This window comes from Reichenbachiella ulvae, from assembly GCF_025833875.1.
In the GTDB taxonomy this organism is placed as follows: domain Bacteria; phylum Bacteroidota; class Bacteroidia; order Cytophagales; family Cyclobacteriaceae; genus Reichenbachiella; species Reichenbachiella ulvae.
This window is the reverse complement of record NZ_JAOYOD010000001.1, coordinates 1,295,307-1,310,800: the sequence shown is the minus strand read 5'-3', so window position 1 is coordinate 1,310,800 and position 15,494 is coordinate 1,295,307. Positions and strand designations below refer to the sequence as shown.

At 40.0% G+C, this 15,494-nt stretch carries 12 protein-coding genes and 1 tRNA gene; 10 read left to right on the top strand and 3 right to left on the bottom strand.

Annotated elements, in window-relative coordinates:
- Nucleotides 1-63: 63 nt before the first annotated feature.
- On the top strand, nt 64-987 hold the full coding sequence (locus tag N7U62_RS05175) for a DUF8428 domain-containing protein (RefSeq protein ID WP_264136828.1): 924 nt from the start codon (nt 64-66) through the stop codon (nt 985-987).
- Between the two features lie 5 nt (nt 988-992).
- On the opposite strand, the gene N7U62_RS05170 is transcribed toward N7U62_RS05175, so the two are convergent.
- Nucleotides 993-1,412, bottom strand: coding sequence for a DoxX family protein (locus tag N7U62_RS05170; protein ID WP_264136827.1), 420 nt, complete (start codon nt 1,410-1,412; stop codon nt 993-995).
- Between the two features lie 93 nt (nt 1,413-1,505).
- Here N7U62_RS05170 and N7U62_RS05165 point away from each other — a divergent pair, with 93 nt between their 5' ends.
- From N7U62_RS05165 to N7U62_RS05155, 3 genes are all read left to right on the top strand, one after another.
- Nucleotides 1,506-1,967, top strand: coding sequence for a MarR family winged helix-turn-helix transcriptional regulator (locus N7U62_RS05165; protein ID WP_264136826.1), 462 nt, complete (start codon nt 1,506-1,508; stop codon nt 1,965-1,967).
- 85 nt (nt 1,968-2,052) lie between these two features.
- A complete protein-coding gene (locus N7U62_RS05160) occupies nt 2,053-5,502 on the top strand; it encodes a pyruvate carboxylase (RefSeq protein WP_264136825.1) in 3,450 nt (1,149 codons plus the stop codon).
- 1 nt (nt 5,503) lies between these two features.
- The gene (locus N7U62_RS05155; RefSeq protein WP_264136824.1) at nt 5,504-5,953 is read left to right on the top strand and encodes a hypothetical protein; all 450 of its coding nucleotides are present in this window, start codon (nt 5,504-5,506) and stop codon (nt 5,951-5,953) included.
- A 154-nt stretch (nt 5,954-6,107) separates the two neighbouring features.
- On the opposite strand, the gene N7U62_RS05150 is transcribed toward N7U62_RS05155, so the two are convergent.
- A complete protein-coding gene (locus tag N7U62_RS05150; RefSeq protein WP_264136823.1) occupies nt 6,108-7,841 on the bottom strand; it encodes a WYL domain-containing protein in 1,734 nt (577 codons plus the stop codon).
- 149 nt (nt 7,842-7,990) lie between these two features.
- Here N7U62_RS05150 and N7U62_RS05145 point away from each other — a divergent pair.
- The 5 genes from N7U62_RS05145 (at nt 7,991) to N7U62_RS05125 (ending at nt 13,463) form a co-directional block, all read left to right on the top strand.
- A tRNA-Tyr gene (locus tag N7U62_RS05145) sits at nt 7,991-8,074 on the top strand.
- Nucleotides 8,075-8,690: 616 nt separating this feature from the next.
- Entirely contained in the window at nt 8,691-9,791 is a 1,101-nt protein-coding gene (locus N7U62_RS05140; RefSeq protein ID WP_264136822.1) for a slipin family protein, read from the top strand.
- A 95-nt stretch (nt 9,792-9,886) separates the two neighbouring features.
- Nucleotides 9,887-11,263, top strand: a complete 1,377-nt coding sequence (locus N7U62_RS05135) for an RtcB family protein (protein WP_264136821.1) — start codon at nt 9,887-9,889, stop codon at nt 11,261-11,263.
- Between the two features lie 170 nt (nt 11,264-11,433).
- Nucleotides 11,434-12,555 carry an MBL fold metallo-hydrolase gene (locus tag N7U62_RS05130; RefSeq protein ID WP_264136820.1) on the top strand — a complete coding sequence of 374 codons (1,122 nt, stop codon included), beginning with the start codon at nt 11,434-11,436 and terminating at the stop codon, nt 12,553-12,555.
- A 5-nt stretch (nt 12,556-12,560) separates the two neighbouring features.
- Nucleotides 12,561-13,463, top strand: a complete 903-nt coding sequence (locus N7U62_RS05125) for a hypothetical protein (RefSeq protein WP_264136819.1) — start codon at nt 12,561-12,563, stop codon at nt 13,461-13,463.
- A 14-nt stretch (nt 13,464-13,477) separates the two neighbouring features.
- On the opposite strand, the gene N7U62_RS05120 is transcribed toward N7U62_RS05125, so the two are convergent.
- Nucleotides 13,478-14,590, bottom strand: coding sequence for a glycosyltransferase family protein (locus N7U62_RS05120; RefSeq protein ID WP_264136818.1), 1,113 nt, complete (start codon nt 14,588-14,590; stop codon nt 13,478-13,480).
- An 83-nt stretch (nt 14,591-14,673) separates the two neighbouring features.
- Between N7U62_RS05120 and N7U62_RS05115 the strand changes: the two genes are divergently transcribed.
- Nucleotides 14,674-15,489, top strand: coding sequence for a 2,3,4,5-tetrahydropyridine-2,6-dicarboxylate N-succinyltransferase (locus N7U62_RS05115; protein ID WP_264136817.1), 816 nt, complete (start codon nt 14,674-14,676; stop codon nt 15,487-15,489).
- Nucleotides 15,490-15,494 lie beyond the last annotated feature (5 nt).

Sequence of the window (15,494 nt, the reverse complement as noted above, 5' to 3'; positions counted from 1 at the left end):
TGCAGGCACTCCTTGGTAAACTAAGGTATTGGCCTATTTTTGCAACCAGAATATTAGAGGAAAATGGAAATTAATCAGAAGCAGCAACCTAAAAAACAAGAGACTCAAAGCAGAAAGCGAATTGTAGTTGTTTTAGGGGTGATTCTTATAGTAGTATTAGGGGCAGGTTTTGTATACCAGCTGATCAAATCAATTGATTTAGAGGGGCAGAACGAACTTACCCAACAGCAGTTAGATCAGGCTTATAACGATCTGGATTCAATGAGTAACGAGCTTGATACTCGAATCCTGAAAATAGCACAGCTAGGTGGTGAAATAGATACACTACTTCAAATCAAAAATCAACTAGAAGAGGAGAAAAAGGCTTTCAGACAAAAGGCCTATAGACAAATCAATGATCTGCAGGGACGTGTAGATGGATACAAAGAATTGTTGCTGGCTCAGGATAAGGAAATCGAAAGACTCAAGCAAGTGAATGAGGAACTACTGGAGGAGAATACTGAACTAAAGGATGAGACGAATGCCTTGAATGAGTCCATCAAAGACCTGAATGAGTCTAGAAGTCAATTAGAGGAGAAAGTGGCCAAGGCATCACAGTTGAAAATTGATGGGATGAAGATCCTGGCTGTAAATGAAAGCGGAAGAGAACGAGAAGGTGAGTTTAAAAATCGACACATTGCCCATCTAAAGATTCAATTCGATGTTTTGGAAAACAAGGTAGCTCCTATAGAAGGCAAGGAAATCTTAGTGAAAGTTACTGATCCAAAGAATCAAGTAATATTTGATGTGGCGACTGGTTCTGGCACCTTTGTTTTCGAAGGAAGAGAAAGCTTTTTTACCATTAAGAAAGAGATACTTTATGATCGAAATACTCAGTCATTGACTTTCCTTTATGATAAGGGGTCTGAGTATGATTTAGGAGAACACAAAGTAGAAGTTTATACAGAGGATTATAAAATGGGAGAAGGCAAATTCATCGTGAAGTAATCACTTCACTTGTTAAAGGTTAATTTTTCTTTCTCATCATATACGACCTTCAAACAACAAATGAGGGTGATTATTGCCATAATCATCAACTGGCCCGAATCTTCATTTACTACTATCCCTAAAATGAACACGTGGGACAACAGGGCTCCAATCATGAGCATTACCCCTAAAGTTGCTGCATAAACGGACTGTTTGGTAAATAATCCTATGGCCACAATCAGTTCCATAATACCTGTTCCGATTCTGAATAAGCCCTCTTTATTAGGGTTACCAAAAATCATTTCTGCCATTTGGATGAAGATCATCTGAGACTCCTGAAGTGCTATCTCTCCGCCAATCCCAAATTTGAACCAAAGGGTTTGTAATAGAATGTAGGCCGCTACTATTTTGGGGAAATAGTTTAGAATTAGGTGTTTTCTTTTCATTTTTTTAAATATTTCACAAGATAGTTAAGATCGTTTATATACTTTGGTAGTTAATTTATATATTTAAGTGTCATAACATATAACGCAAAACACATGGGGTTAAATAAAGATATTAAACAAGTAAAGTTCAGGTCTGAGTTCGATAAAGTCGTAGTTAATTTAATGTTTACCAGTAATTGGCTAAAACAGCAAGAATTTTATCTCTTCAAGCCATTCGGTTTGACTACACAACAGTACAATACTTTGCGTATTTTGAGAGGTCAATATCCAAAGCCTGCTACGATTAACTTAATCATCGAAAGAATGCTGGACAGAATGTCTAATGCATCAAGAATAGTGGATAAGTTGGTTTTGAAAGGCTTAGTGACTCGTGAAACCAATGATTCGGATAGAAGAGCCGTAGATGTGAAGATCAATGAGAAAGGTCTGAAATTGCTGGAGGAAATGGATGCCAAACTGATGGAAATGACTGGCGAAATCAATCAATTTTCTGAAGAAGAATGCAAAAAAATGAATGATTTTCTTGATCGATTCAGAGGAACTGAGCCTGATTGATAATTAATTGGGTTTTTAATTCGCAATCAATTGAAGATAGGAGAGTAACTTAATAACATCACGAACAAAAAACACCAAATCCTATATGGATCACCTGAAAAACTTAAGACCGATAAAAAAACTTTTAGTTGCCAATCGTGGAGAGATTGCGATCAGAATACTTAGAGCTGCCAATGAATTAGAGATTCGCACGGTTGCGATGTATACTTATGAGGATCGTTATTCATTGCATCGATACAAGGCAGATGAGGCCTATCAAATAGGGGAGGATAGCGAACCATTGAAACCATATTTGGATATCGATGAGATTATTCGAGTGGCTAAAGACAATGATGCAGATGCCATCCATCCAGGTTATGGATTCTTATCGGAGAATGTGCATTTCGTTCGTAAAGTTCAGGAAGCGGGAATCATTTTCGTAGGGCCGGATCCAGAGGTGATGGAGCGTTTAGGCGATAAGGTAGCTGCTAAGAAAATTGCTATTCAAGCCAACGTGCCTATTATTGAAGATAGCAAGGAAGAACTTTCTAGCCCTGAAATTGCCCTTTCAGAAGCCAAGAGAATCGGCTTTCCTGTCATGGTCAAGGCTGCGGCTGGAGGTGGCGGACGTGGTATGCGTGTGGTACGCGAAGAGTCAAAGTTTATCCAAAGCTATACCGATGCGAAAAAAGAGGCCTTAACAGGTTTTGGTGATGATACGATTTTCATTGAAAAGTTCATAGACCAGCCAAAGCACATTGAAGTTCAGATCCTGGGTGACAGACATGGAAACCTCATTCACCTGTTCGAAAGAGACTGTTCTGTTCAGCGACGTTTTCAAAAAGTGGTAGAAGTGGCCCCATGTATTTCTATCCAACAAGAAACAAAAGATAAGCTTTATGAATACGCCTTAAACATCACTAAATCTGTAGGTTATAGTAATGCAGGCACTGTGGAGTTTTTGGTGGATAAGGATGAAAATATTTACTTCATCGAGGTGAATCCGCGTGTGCAAGTTGAGCACACTATTACAGAAGAAATCACAGGAGTGGACATCGTTCGCTCTCAGATTTTGATAGCCATGGGCCATAAACTCTCTGACAAGCAGATTTATATCAAATCTCAGGAAGATGTAGAATGTCATGGTTATGCGATCCAGTGTAGAATCACTACTGAGGATCCAACTAACAATTTCAGTCCCGATTATGGTCGCGTCATTGCCTATCGCAGTGCCAGTGGTTTTGGTATCAGGCTAGATGCAGGTAATTGCTATTCCGGCGTTAACATTTCTCCATTCTTTGACTCCATGCTCGTGAAAGTGAGTGCATGGGGACGAACGCTGGAAGGTGCCTCGCAGCGATTGAGTCGTGCATTAAAAGAGTTTAGAATCCGTGGTGTAAAAACCAATATTGGTTTCCTTAACAAAGTCATTACACACCCGGAGTTTTATAAGGGGAAAACAACGGTTCAGTTCATAGAGTCGCATCCTGAGCTGTTCGATATGCCAAGGAGAAAGGACAGCGGAACCAAGCTCCTCAGGTATTTGGGAAATGTAGCTGTCAATGGTCATCCGGATGTAAAGAAAGTGGATGAAGATAAGGTTTTCAGGTCACCAATTATCCCAGAGTTTAACAAAACGGGAGCTTATCCGGAAGGAACTAAAGATAAGCTAAAGGCTTTGGGTCGTGAAGGATTTGTCGATTGGCTTAAGAATGATAAGCGCATACATTATACAGATACGACGTTTCGAGATGCACACCAGTCTCTGCTAGCTACTCGTATGCGCACGATTGACATGCTGAAAGTAGCTGAAGGATTTGCCAAGAATCATCCAGAGATATTCTCAATGGAAGTTTGGGGTGGAGCGACCTTCGATGTTTGTATGCGCTTCCTCAATGAAAACCCATGGGAGAGGTTGAAGCTTTTTAGAGAAGCCATGCCAAATGTGTTGCTCCAAATGCTTTTTAGAGGGTCAAATGGGGTAGGATATAAGGCATATCCGGATAACCTGGTGGAGAAGTTCATCGAGAAGTCCTGGGAGAATGGAATGGATGTTTTTAGGATATTCGATTCTTTGAACTGGATAGAAGCGATGAAGGTCAGTATCAAAGCGGTCAGAGAAAGAACGGATGCGCTCGCTGAAGGCTGTATTTGCTATACAGGTGATGTGTTAAATAAAGATTCCAAATACAATCTGGATTATTACCTGACGCTCGCCAGACAGCTGGAGGACGAGGGGGTTCATATGTTGGCCATCAAAGATATGGCGGGCTTGTTGAAGCCTAAAAGTGCCGAGGTATTAATTTCAGAACTGAAAAAAGCGGTGGATTTACCAATCCACCTTCATACCCATGATACTTCCTCTATTCAGTCTACCACCTATCATTCTGCAGTGAACGCTGGGGTGGATGTCGTAGATCTGGCCTTGGGCTCTATGTCTGGCTTGACCTCACAGCCCAATTTCAATTCCTTCCTGCATGTGATGAAAGGTCATGAAAGGGAACATGAAATGAATATTCAATCCCTGAACCAATACTCTAACTATTGGGAAGATGTACGAGAGTATTACTATCCATTTGAGTCTGGGTTGAAAGCCGGAACAGCTGAAGTTTATGACCATGAAATCCCGGGTGGACAGTATAGTAATTTGCGGCCACAGGCAGAGTCCTTGGGTCTTGGTGATAAGTTTCAGGAGGTGAAAAAGAACTACGCCATCGTCAACAAGATGTTTGGTGATATCGTCAAAGTAACTCCATCGTCTAAAGTAGTTGGAGATATGGCGATCTATATGACTTCTAATGGTTTGAAGCCTGAAGATGTGTTGTCAGATAAAGCCTTGTCATTCCCAGAATCTGTGGTGAGCCTGTTTAAAGGAGAACTAGGACAGCCAGCTGGTGGATTCCCGATGGATTATTCGAAAGCCATTTTGAAAGGGGAAAAGCCTTTTACAGAGCGACCGAATGCACATCTGGAACCCATCGACTTTGATAAGGAGATGAAGCTGTTTCAGGAAGAGTTCGATGAGTATTGTGATGAATTGGATTTCTTATCCTACAAGCTGTACCCGAAAGTCTTTAAGGATTTTTACAACAGATGGAAGATGTTTGGTGAAGTGATGAAGCTTCCAACCAAGGCTTTTTTCTATCAAATGAAGGAAAATGAGGAGATTCTGGTTGATTTGGAAAAAGGCAAATCAATTATCATCAAATTCCTATACAAATCGAGTCCAGATGAATCAGGGCAATGTGATGTTTACTTTGAGCTGAATGGTCAGACGCGAATGATTCGCGTGATTGATCAACATATATCAGTGAGTAAACCGATCAATAGAAAAGCGGAAACTGATCGAGAAATCGGAGCGCCAATTCCTGGTAAACTGGTGGAAATAAAAGTGAAAGTAGGTGATCAGGTCAAAGAAAATGATCCTCTTTTTGTGATTGAGGCCATGAAGATGGAAACTACTATCACCGCAACAGATAGTGGGGTGATCAAGTCGGTTTTTCTCTCTGCCAACGATCTGGTTGAGTCTAATGATTTAGTTTTAGAATTCGAATAATATGAGATATATAAGTATACTATTGATTGTGATACTATCGGCTTGTGGATCAAAAAAACCGGAAGCTGTTAGTACTGAGTTCAATCAATTGATGAAAGAGGTGATAGAGGTACATGATGTGGCCATGGCCGAAATGGGAAATCTCATAAGTTTGAAAAAAGAACTTGCAGCAACTCTGGACAGTACAGAGAATGATAGTGTGAAGCTGCAGGCTATTGAAGACCTGGATATAGCACATGAAAGTATGATGGTATGGATGCGAGGTTTTTCTGATGCCTTTACCGCAGAGCAAATAACCAAAGGATTGCCAGATACTTATGAGTCAGAAGAGGTGCGAGCAGAAGCTGAAGAGACCTTGATAGACCTCAAGGAACAGGCAGAGTCAGTGGAAGAGATGAACCAAAAAGTTCAAACCAGTCTCACCCAGGCCCGGCAGATTTTAAAGAAATGAGTTCAAAGCCTTTCAGTCAAATGAAAGGCTTTTTCTTTTAAAACACATGAGCTAATCGGGTTTTTTTAACCATTAATATTTAGGTTCAATGATTTAGCTATTTCATTGAATAAGGAAGAAGCATATTGCAATAAGGTGTGTGCTGAAGTATAATCTAGTTAATCTCCATTCGTTCTGCCCAATGTATATCATTAGGTAATTCCAAGGAATTAAATTCTAAATGAATAACTCTTCGGTTTTTTTGATTGACAGTTTTTGGGGTGGAATGAAGCAGGAGAGGCTTCATCAAGTGAATCCCTCCAGTGCGTACATCACATGTGCTGGGCCAAGCATTTTGCGTAATTAGTTGCACTTCATCTTTGTTTAATAATTTTTGATGAGATCCAGTGATGATATTCAATGCACCATTTTCTTCGTTGGTATCATCTAAATGTACTCTGAGCGTAATGGTATTCTTTAAAATCTCCTCTGGTGGCCGAACACCATAGAACTCTTCCTTTTTAGTCCAGCCTTGATACCCTTGTAGTTCCAGTTTGGTGTCAACATTAATTGTGCTATCCTGATGCCATGTGACATACCAGTTCGATTCCGCTGGTTTATCAAAGTAGATGGCTTTTGTTAAAAACAGCTTTTCGTCAATGTTGTTCAAAATTTTTCGAATATTCGCATTAATCAAGTAGTCTTTTAGTTGTGGTAGCTTTCCTAAAAGGTTTCGAATCGAATACACCGATTGAGTCGTTCCAGATTCATTGGTTTTGTATTTATAAAGGATGGCTCCAATCTTACCTATAGCCTTTCGAGTATACACTGAATTAATGATAGTGGAGCCTCTCGCATTCAACTTTTGTGGATAGTGTTTGATTTGGCTTTGCATCAGGTCCGTTTGATATATATCTACGGAATGGGATAGGCGTTCTTTTATTTTAGATCTAAGACGTGCCGGAGCAATTACTTTCATAAACTCGCCAAAGGATAGGATTTCCTTTTCCAACTCAAAATTGTGCTGTACTCTCAAAGATATGATCACGCCTTCTTTAGTTTTTTCTACGACCTTTTGGCTGTGATGCATGGGTTTAGTCAGAACATAGGGTACATGTTTACCATATACAAGAATTTTGACCTCTTGTGGCTCTTGGCCTACATTGACTGTAGCTCCAATTACATCTTTAAAGTGATTAGACAAATCATACTGGCTGTAGTCCATTACTGATTCTTCTAACACTTCAAGCTTTTCTATTCGATCGAGCGCCAACATCATAAAGTTGTCTGAAGGTCTTTTTTTACCTAGCACAAACCAGCGATTACGCCATTCTTTGAGCAATGCAGGATGGAATTCAAATAGACTACTGCTTCTAGCTTTGAATGACTGATAAGTGATAATTAGTTTCTTTTGGCTAGAAATAGCTCTAAAAATAGGATCAATAAATTCGAGTCCCTTTAGGTTTTCATTTTTCTCAATGTCTATGATAGGTCTTTGATTTGTTTTGCTGACATGAATTTTATCCTCGAGTTTTTGAACCATTCCACTCAAATCCTGAAAGTGCGTAAACCCCTTGAATTGCTTAAGGATATCAACCACCTCAGATAATTTATCCAAATCCTGATCGGTAAGTGGGATATTGGTAATAGAGTATTCGGGATCAGAATAGGTGTAGTATTTTTTTTCTTCCACTATGATAGGTGCGTGGTAACCTAGTTTGTCACTACGCATCATTTGAATATCCATTTGAATAGTCCGTCGACTTACACCCTTGTCTATTCCCTCGTAATCGTAAAGTGCCTCCGAACAAGCTTCGATCAGATCCTCCAATGTCCATTTTCGAAATCGGTTTCTCAGACAGTTGTCAATGGTTTTATAACGGATCAATGCATTCCTATTAACAGGCATATTCAATTTTTTTATAAAAAAATGAAAGATAATTCATCTGCGCAAAAAGACTGCGCAGCAGCGCTTCAACTTTGAAACATCATTGAAAATCAATAGTCAATGAGACTTACCACCCTCTCCGCATATGGCGGAGAGGTATTGAAAAAAATGGGAATGCGCCAACGATGGAGAGTTGGGCCAGACTGTAAATCTGGTGCTATGTGGCTGAGTAGGTTCGAACCCTATCATTCCCACATTTTGTTCTTTGAATAATTAAAAAATGCTTTCAACCCAAAGGGTTGACAATGATCTTCCTGAAATAGGAAGCGTGAAAGTGCGAAAGGAATCGGAGACCTGGTGAGAGTTTCTGTATAGCTCCGCAGTATTCCCTAAGAATATGCTGCTCCATCCGGACGTGATTTTCTCTGCTTGCAAGCGAGGGTTCGACTCCCTCTCACAGTCCATATGTGATAGTTCAGCGGTTAGAACAACAAGCCCTATTAGTTGTGGGTTCGAGCCCCACTCCCTGCAATGGGATAGTTCAATTGGTAGAACAGTAGGTGGGTAGATGCCCATTGTTACTTCAAAAGAAGGTCAACTTTTAAAAATGACTATCAGAAAGCAGATTAGGTTTAGCCCGCTATTAATAGGGTTTAATAGCAGTCTGGACATTGTCTTGAATGGTGTGGATACCGTCCGATTTGGTGGTCTTTACTTCAACTTCAACACGTGCTCTTTTATTGAATAAGGGTATGCCTTGAACGAGAACTGAAAATTATTGAATCAGACTCAATCAACATTCCACATTGGAAGGATGGCGATCTCTTCTACTTTCTTAAAAATGAATTTTAACTAATAATTATAATAACGATGAAAAGGATAAGAATTAGTGCTGGCAATGTCGGTTTGGTTTTTAAAAATGGTGATTACAAAAGAGTGCTCACAGCAGGATTGCATTGGATCGGTCCATTTGAGACATTCCTCAGCTACGATATGGCTCAGCCATTTTATCCTTCTATCGAAATAAATGTGCTCCTGAAGGATGAAAAGATAGCCGCATTGTTACATCTGATTGAAGTTGGAGATAATGAAATGGTATTACTCTATCGAAACGGAAACTTTAGTGGAATTCTAGGACCGGGTAGATTTACTTATTGGAAAGGCTTGGTGGATTATAGGTTTACTCGTGTTGATTTAAGTAAAATTGAAATCACAGAGGCCGTTGAGCTCTTAGCTTTGAAAAGAAAGGAATTGGTGCCTTATGTTCGAATTTGCAAAGTGGACTCTTTTGAGAAGGGTGTGTTGTTTGTAGATAACAAAATGGATCGAATACTCGATCCTGGTGAATACTACTTTTGGAAGAATGCACAAGAGGTTGCTGTATCAAGAATTGATTTAAGACAACAGCAATTGGAAGTTTCTGGTCAGGAAATATTGACTAAGGATAAAGCTGCGCTTCGACTCAATTTCTTTGCTCAATTTAGAGTAATAGATATTGAAAAAGCCATTGTGGATAATAAGGATTACGAAAGACAGCTGTATATCTTCTTGCAATTAGCTCTACGAGAATATGTGGGCAGTTTGACGTTTGATCAGTTGTTAGAAAACAAGGAGGAAGTAGGTGATTATGTCATGAGTTCTCTAAAAACGAAATCTCTTCAGCTAGGGGTAGAAATAATGGGTTGTGGTGTTCGAGATATCATATTACCAGGTGAAATGAAAGAGATCATGAATCAGGTTTTGATAGCTCAAAAACAAGCACAAGCCAATGTGATTACTAGGCGAGAGGAAACTGCCTCAACTAGAAGTCTTTTGAACACGGCTAAACTATTGTCTGAAAATGAGATGTTGTTTAAACTGAAAGAGATGGAATATGTAGAGAAGATTGCCGATAAAATTGGTGAGATAACAGTTTCGGGAAATGGTCAAATTGTAGATCAGTTGAGAGGAATTTTCTCGCCAAATAAATAATTAGTGGACAGTGCTTCTTGTTGATACACTGTTTTAATAATCTTTTGCTCAATCTGAATTAAACTAATAAGCAGATCAGGCATAAACAGAAAGTCATGAAAAAAATAGATGGACATATATTAATCGATATGGGATTTGAACCTGATGCTTGGTTTAGAGAAGCCATCGATTACATCAACGAAAGGGAACTAACTAATGAAGAGATGATGGTGTATTTGGAGCAATTCAAATCTCCGCCTCAATTGGCGTTAAAAGATGAAGCTGTCCCTTTTGCGATCAATATTGAATCTGAATCAGAAATAGAGGAAGAGAATGTGCAATCAGTGGTAGCGACCATGCAAGAGGTAATGCGAACGCCCACAGTGGTGGGTGGTGCCTTGATGCCAGACGCGTGTCCAACTGGATCCATCGGGACGATTCCGGTAGGAGGTGTGGTGGTCACAAAAAATGCTATCCATCCGGGAATGCATAGTGCGGATATCTGCTGCTCGGTGATGTTGACCGATCTTGGGGAAATAGATCCAAAGCAGGTTATGGATATTGCGGAGAAGGTAACGCATTTTGGACCGGGTGGTAGAGATCGTGATGTGCAATTCCGTTTTCCATCAGAATTATTAGAAGCATTCGAGTCTAACAAATTTCTCAATGATAAGAATCTGATTAAGATTGCCAGAGCTCATTTGGGGACTCAAGGGGATGGGAACCATTTTCTTTATGTTGGAAAATCCAAGAATACAGGAAATACAATGCTGGTAACTCATCATGGATCCAGAGGTGTTGGTGCGCGATTGTTCAAGAAAGGAATGATTACTGCTGAAAAGTTCAGGAAGCAACTTTCTAAAGAAACATTGAAGCAAAATGCATGGATTCCATTTGATACTGATGAGGGAAAGGCCTATTGGGAGGCCTTACAAATAATTAGATCATGGACTAAGTTGAATCACGCTTGTATCCATGATGCAATTGCTGATAAGATCGGTGTAGAAGTTAAAAGCAGGTTTTGGAATGAGCACAACTTTGTATTTAAAGAAGGAGAGCTTTTCTATCATGCCAAGGGAGCGACTCCTCTAAAGGATTCTTTCTTGCCAGAAGGTCAAACTTCAAGATTAATTCCTTTGAACATGGCTGAGCCTATTTTAATCGTAAAAGGTGAGCATACCGTTAACAACTGGGGATTTGCTCCACATGGGGCTGGTAGAAACTTAAGTAGAACACAGCACAGAAAGTCCAAAGAAGAAAGGTCAGTGCAGGAAGTGTTTGAAGAAGAAACAGCAAACCTAGATATCAGATTTCACTCTGGTGAAATTGATATTACCGAATTGCCATCTGCTTATAAAGATGCCTCTTCGGTTAGGTGTCAAATGAAAACATTTGGTCTGGGTGAAGTTGTGGATGAAGTGCTTCCATATGGATCTATCATGGCCGGAGATTGGCAAAAGAATGCGCCCTGGAAAAGAAAAGGTAGAAGATAACTCTTACACTCTATTAGGGTTTTCCGGTATTCGGGGAATCCTTTTCTTTTTGATATTATAAACATAATACCCAACTCCACGTACCTACATTCATTGGCTTTAGAAAATGCACCTTGAGTGCCTTTTAATTAATGAAAATAACATCAAGCAGGTTCAAACGCATCTTCATTATGCTTCTAGTTAGTATTGCAACATTTATCATAATATTAGTACTTGCGGTTTTTCTGTTTATTCGTTTCAATCCAGAATTTGGAGGAAAACAATCAGAAGCAGACAAACTGCAATATGCCAAACTGGATCACTATCAGGATGGAGGATTTGTCAACTTGATACCTACCTATACCATGGAAGTTAATGCTAAGAATATCTATGGTTTTTTCAAGGAGCAATTCACCAATAAGGAGCAAAGGGCTCCTGAAAAGAAATTGATGCCTGAAAAGCTTGATTCCTTAGAGATTGTAAACAACCTTAAAACCAGAATTACCTGGTTTGGTCACTCCACTATTTTGCTGGAATTGGATGGTAGCAAGATTCTGATTGATCCTATGTTGGGAGATGTTCCTGCCCCACATCCTATGTTGGGGAAGGCCCGATTTGTAAAAGAACTTCCCATAGCTATTGAGAAATTACCTTATCTCGATGCAGTGGTAATTTCTCATGATCATTACGACCATTTGGATTATGGTTCTATCCAAAAATTGAAAGACAAAGTAGGTCGTTTTTTTGTTCCATTGGGAGTCGATGCCCATTTGGAAGCGTGGGGAGTGGATCCATCCAAAATTGAGTCTTTGAACTGGTGGGATGAAACTGAACTAAAGGGAATCAAAATGGCATTTGCACCCTCGCGTCATTTTTCAGGTCGTGGGATAGGTGACAGCAATGCCACACTTTGGGGCTCGTGGATATTCAAGGGTAACGAAGACAAAATCTATTTTAGTGGGGATGGAGGATACGGACCACATTTCAAGGAAATCGGAGAGAAGTATGGACCCTTTGATTTTGCTATGGTGGAATGTGGCCAATACGATGAACGTTGGAGTCAAATCCATATGATGCCTGAAGAAAGTGTACAAGCAGGGCAGGATGTAGGGGCTAGGGCCATTATGCCCATACACTGGGGTACTTTTGTTTTGGCCTTTCACGATTGGCGCGATCCAGTCGAAAGAGCTACATCTAAAGCCGAGGAATTGGGAATCCCTATCATTACTCCAAAGATTGGAGAGGCATTTACCATGGATGAGCTAAATAATAAATTTCCGCGCTGGTGGGAACAGCCGAATGTCGTAAATTAGCGACAATGAAAAATCCGCTTATTCTACGATTCTGTGTTTTAATCATCATGGCACTTGGGATCAATGTGCAATTGAGTGCTCAAAACGATCAAGAAGTCCTTGCTGAAACCATCGATTGGTTAGAGAAAAAGATCAACATTAGCTACTACAATGCGCAAACCCAGGAATGGTGGAGCAACCGATTTTTCTACAATGATGAGACCGGGATGATTAATATTAAGAATACCTCATCGGATGGTCCTTCTTTCATTACTCGAAACACCTATTATGATAGAAAGGTATTGCTTTCGAATCTGGATGCCAGTAGTATCAAAGTACATGACGTGAATGAAGATCAGGGTAGAATCGTTTATGGTCAGGTAGTACAGGTGAACACCATTGGCAATCAAAAGCTAATCCAAAGAACCAAAAATGACAGGCCCTCTTTTGCAGAATTTTTTCTACAAATACCTGTTCCGCATACCTACGATAGTCTGCGCCTGACCGCAGATTCTATCAAGACCAAGCTGGCTTTGGCCATAGAGCTATCCTCTAAAATCAAACCAGACGAGAATGAACGCGCCAATGCGAATACCATCATGGAGATGTTTCACGGGAGCTTCAAAGGCAATGATGACAGCCGAATTTCTTTCACACTTATTGCAGAGAATGCTTACGAAATAGAGCATATGAATGGTGTTAATTACATTAGAGAAGGATTGATTGGGTTCGATGAGGTCAATAATCAATTCTATCAATGGACCATCAACCGAGGACAGCGCGAAAGGTTGAACCTTTTAGTCAAATCTGAAGATCAGATTTATCTGGAAAACGAAGAAGGTAATTTCCGAATCACCCTACATGGCACCAATCATTTTTCTATTTCGGAGAATGGTACCAATTTGGATTTTTTTAGGGTAAAAGAATAGCTTTTTATTTTTAGCTAATCCAATATCTTGAGCTTTTTCAAGCAGTCTATCCATTTGATTTCTTCTTCTTCCCACAAGGCCTTTAACGTCGAAAGTTCCTGACTTCTATCCATAGAGGCATGGAGAAAGTCTTCTGCTTTTTTCTGATCTATTTGATTGAAATCAAACGGAAGTCCTTTGGTGTATTTCTTGATGAAAGATTGCCAATGGCTTCCTTCTTCGTACATAATGGGTAATCCACTAGCTGCATATTCGAATACCTTAGTAGGCATACAGTGCTGATTGCTGGGGTTGGTTCTATAACAAACCAGGCCTGCATCGGCATGTTTGATGGCTTCTTCGATTTCGGAATAGGGAATGGGCCGCTGATCGATATGCAAACTCAAGGTTTCACCTTCTTGTTCTTTAAGCCATCGATAGATCTTGGCTTCCGGACAATGACCTACTATCCTAAGCGTCAGGTTAATATGCCTGGACAATTCATTGACCAATGAAAGGGCTTCATAAATACCAGTGTTTTCAGTGATGGTACCGCTAAACAGAATTTGGGGCCTGGGATGGTTTTCATTCCTAATTCTTTTGACCGCAGACAAAGCCTTGTTTTCCAGGACAGTATATCTGTTGTTGATAAACTTTAATTCAGATGAATAGCACTTTTCTGCAAACAAAAAATGATCAAATACTGGGGCCGTTAGTACCTCTTTTAGCCTTAGCGTCAGAGCAAGAACATGCTTGATCAATGGAGGGTAGACATTCTGAAACCACAGGTTTTTAAAGTAGTTTTCCTGTATGTCATAGATGATTTTAGTGCCAAATAATATTTTGCAGTAAATCGTAACCCACAGTAATTCAGGAGAGTTAACTACTACAATCTTGGGTTTTAGTTGAAGCAATCTTTTGAAAATGGAATAGGGAACAATCAGGCGCTGAAAACTGATTCTTGGAAATGGTTTTGAGGGATGAAAATGAATTCGGTCGGTGGGTTTTAGCTTTGATTGAGTGGGATACCCAAACAAATGAATATCTGCCTCAGTATGTTTGGAAAGACTAAGGGCTAGCTTGTGGTAACTGCGAATGTCATCCACAGGTTTGAGCAAGGAGACGAATGCTATGTTTTCCTTCGGCATGAGACCAAATCTATTTAATATTGCGCAGATTTTACCCTCAAATGATACTGAGTAAATTTTAAAATTTAATACCAAGAGATAAGATGGAGGACATCAAGAAACTAGTAGAGGAAACCTGGGAAGATAGATCAAAGCTGCACCAACCAGAGGTCGTAAAAGCGATAGAATTTGTGATCGAGGAATTGGACAAAGGCCGATTGAGAACCGCTGAGCCAACTGCCGACGGATGGCAAGTGAACGATTGGGTGAAGAAGGCAGTTATCCTTTATTTCCCTCTCAGAAAAATGGAGAAAATCGAAGTAGGTCCTTTTGAGTTCCATGATAAGATGGCCTTGAAAAAAGACTATGACAAACTCGGTGTTAGAGTAGTACCTCATGCTGTTTCTAGATATGGAGCGTATATTTCTTCTGGTACTGTTTTGATGCCTTCTTATGTAAACATCGGAGCGTATGTAGACGAAGGAACCATGGTGGATACATGGGCAACTGTAGGTAGCTGTGCACAGATTGGTAAAAACGTTCACCTGAGTGGTGGAGTAGGTATCGGTGGTGTGTTGGAGCCCGTACAGGCTGCACCTGTAATCATTGAAGACAATGCTTTCATCGGTTCGAGATGTATCGTGGTAGAAGGTGTGAGAATAGGTAAAGAAGCCGTTTTAGGCTCGGGTGTTAACCTAACCATGAGTTCTAAAATCATCGATATCACAGGAAGTGAGCCTAAGGAGTACAAAGGTTATGTACCAGAGCGCTCAGTTGTCATCCCTGGATCCTATGCCAAAGAATTCCCTGCCGGTACATACAACGTTCCTTGTGCTTTGATCATTGGTCAAAGAAAAGAAAGTACAGATAAGAAAACTTCTTTGAACGACGCGTTGAGAGAAAACAGCGTAGCAGTATAATCATA

Bases quoted from the DNA above. Each gene is read 5' to 3' on its own strand.
- N7U62_RS05175 (WP_264136828.1), top strand. From the start codon at position 64: ATGGAAATTAATCAGAAGCAGCAACCTAAAAAACAAGAGACTCAAAGC.
- N7U62_RS05170 (WP_264136827.1), bottom strand. From the start codon at position 1,412: ATGAAAAGAAAACACCTAATTCTAAACTATTTCCCCAAAATAGTAGCG.
- N7U62_RS05165 (WP_264136826.1), top strand. From the start codon at position 1,506: ATGGGGTTAAATAAAGATATTAAACAAGTAAAGTTCAGGTCTGAGTTC.
- N7U62_RS05160 (WP_264136825.1), top strand. From the start codon at position 2,053: ATGGATCACCTGAAAAACTTAAGACCGATAAAAAAACTTTTAGTTGCC.
- N7U62_RS05155 (WP_264136824.1), top strand. From the start codon at position 5,504: ATGAGATATATAAGTATACTATTGATTGTGATACTATCGGCTTGTGGA.
- N7U62_RS05150 (WP_264136823.1), bottom strand. From the start codon at position 7,841: ATGCCTGTTAATAGGAATGCATTGATCCGTTATAAAACCATTGACAAC.
- N7U62_RS05140 (WP_264136822.1), top strand. From the start codon at position 8,691: ATGAAAAGGATAAGAATTAGTGCTGGCAATGTCGGTTTGGTTTTTAAA.
- N7U62_RS05135 (WP_264136821.1), top strand. From the start codon at position 9,887: ATGAAAAAAATAGATGGACATATATTAATCGATATGGGATTTGAACCT.
- N7U62_RS05130 (WP_264136820.1), top strand. From the start codon at position 11,434: ATGCTTCTAGTTAGTATTGCAACATTTATCATAATATTAGTACTTGCG.
- N7U62_RS05125 (WP_264136819.1), top strand. From the start codon at position 12,561: ATGAAAAATCCGCTTATTCTACGATTCTGTGTTTTAATCATCATGGCA.
- N7U62_RS05120 (WP_264136818.1), bottom strand. From the start codon at position 14,590: ATGCCGAAGGAAAACATAGCATTCGTCTCCTTGCTCAAACCTGTGGAT.
- N7U62_RS05115 (WP_264136817.1), top strand. From the start codon at position 14,674: ATGGAGGACATCAAGAAACTAGTAGAGGAAACCTGGGAAGATAGATCA.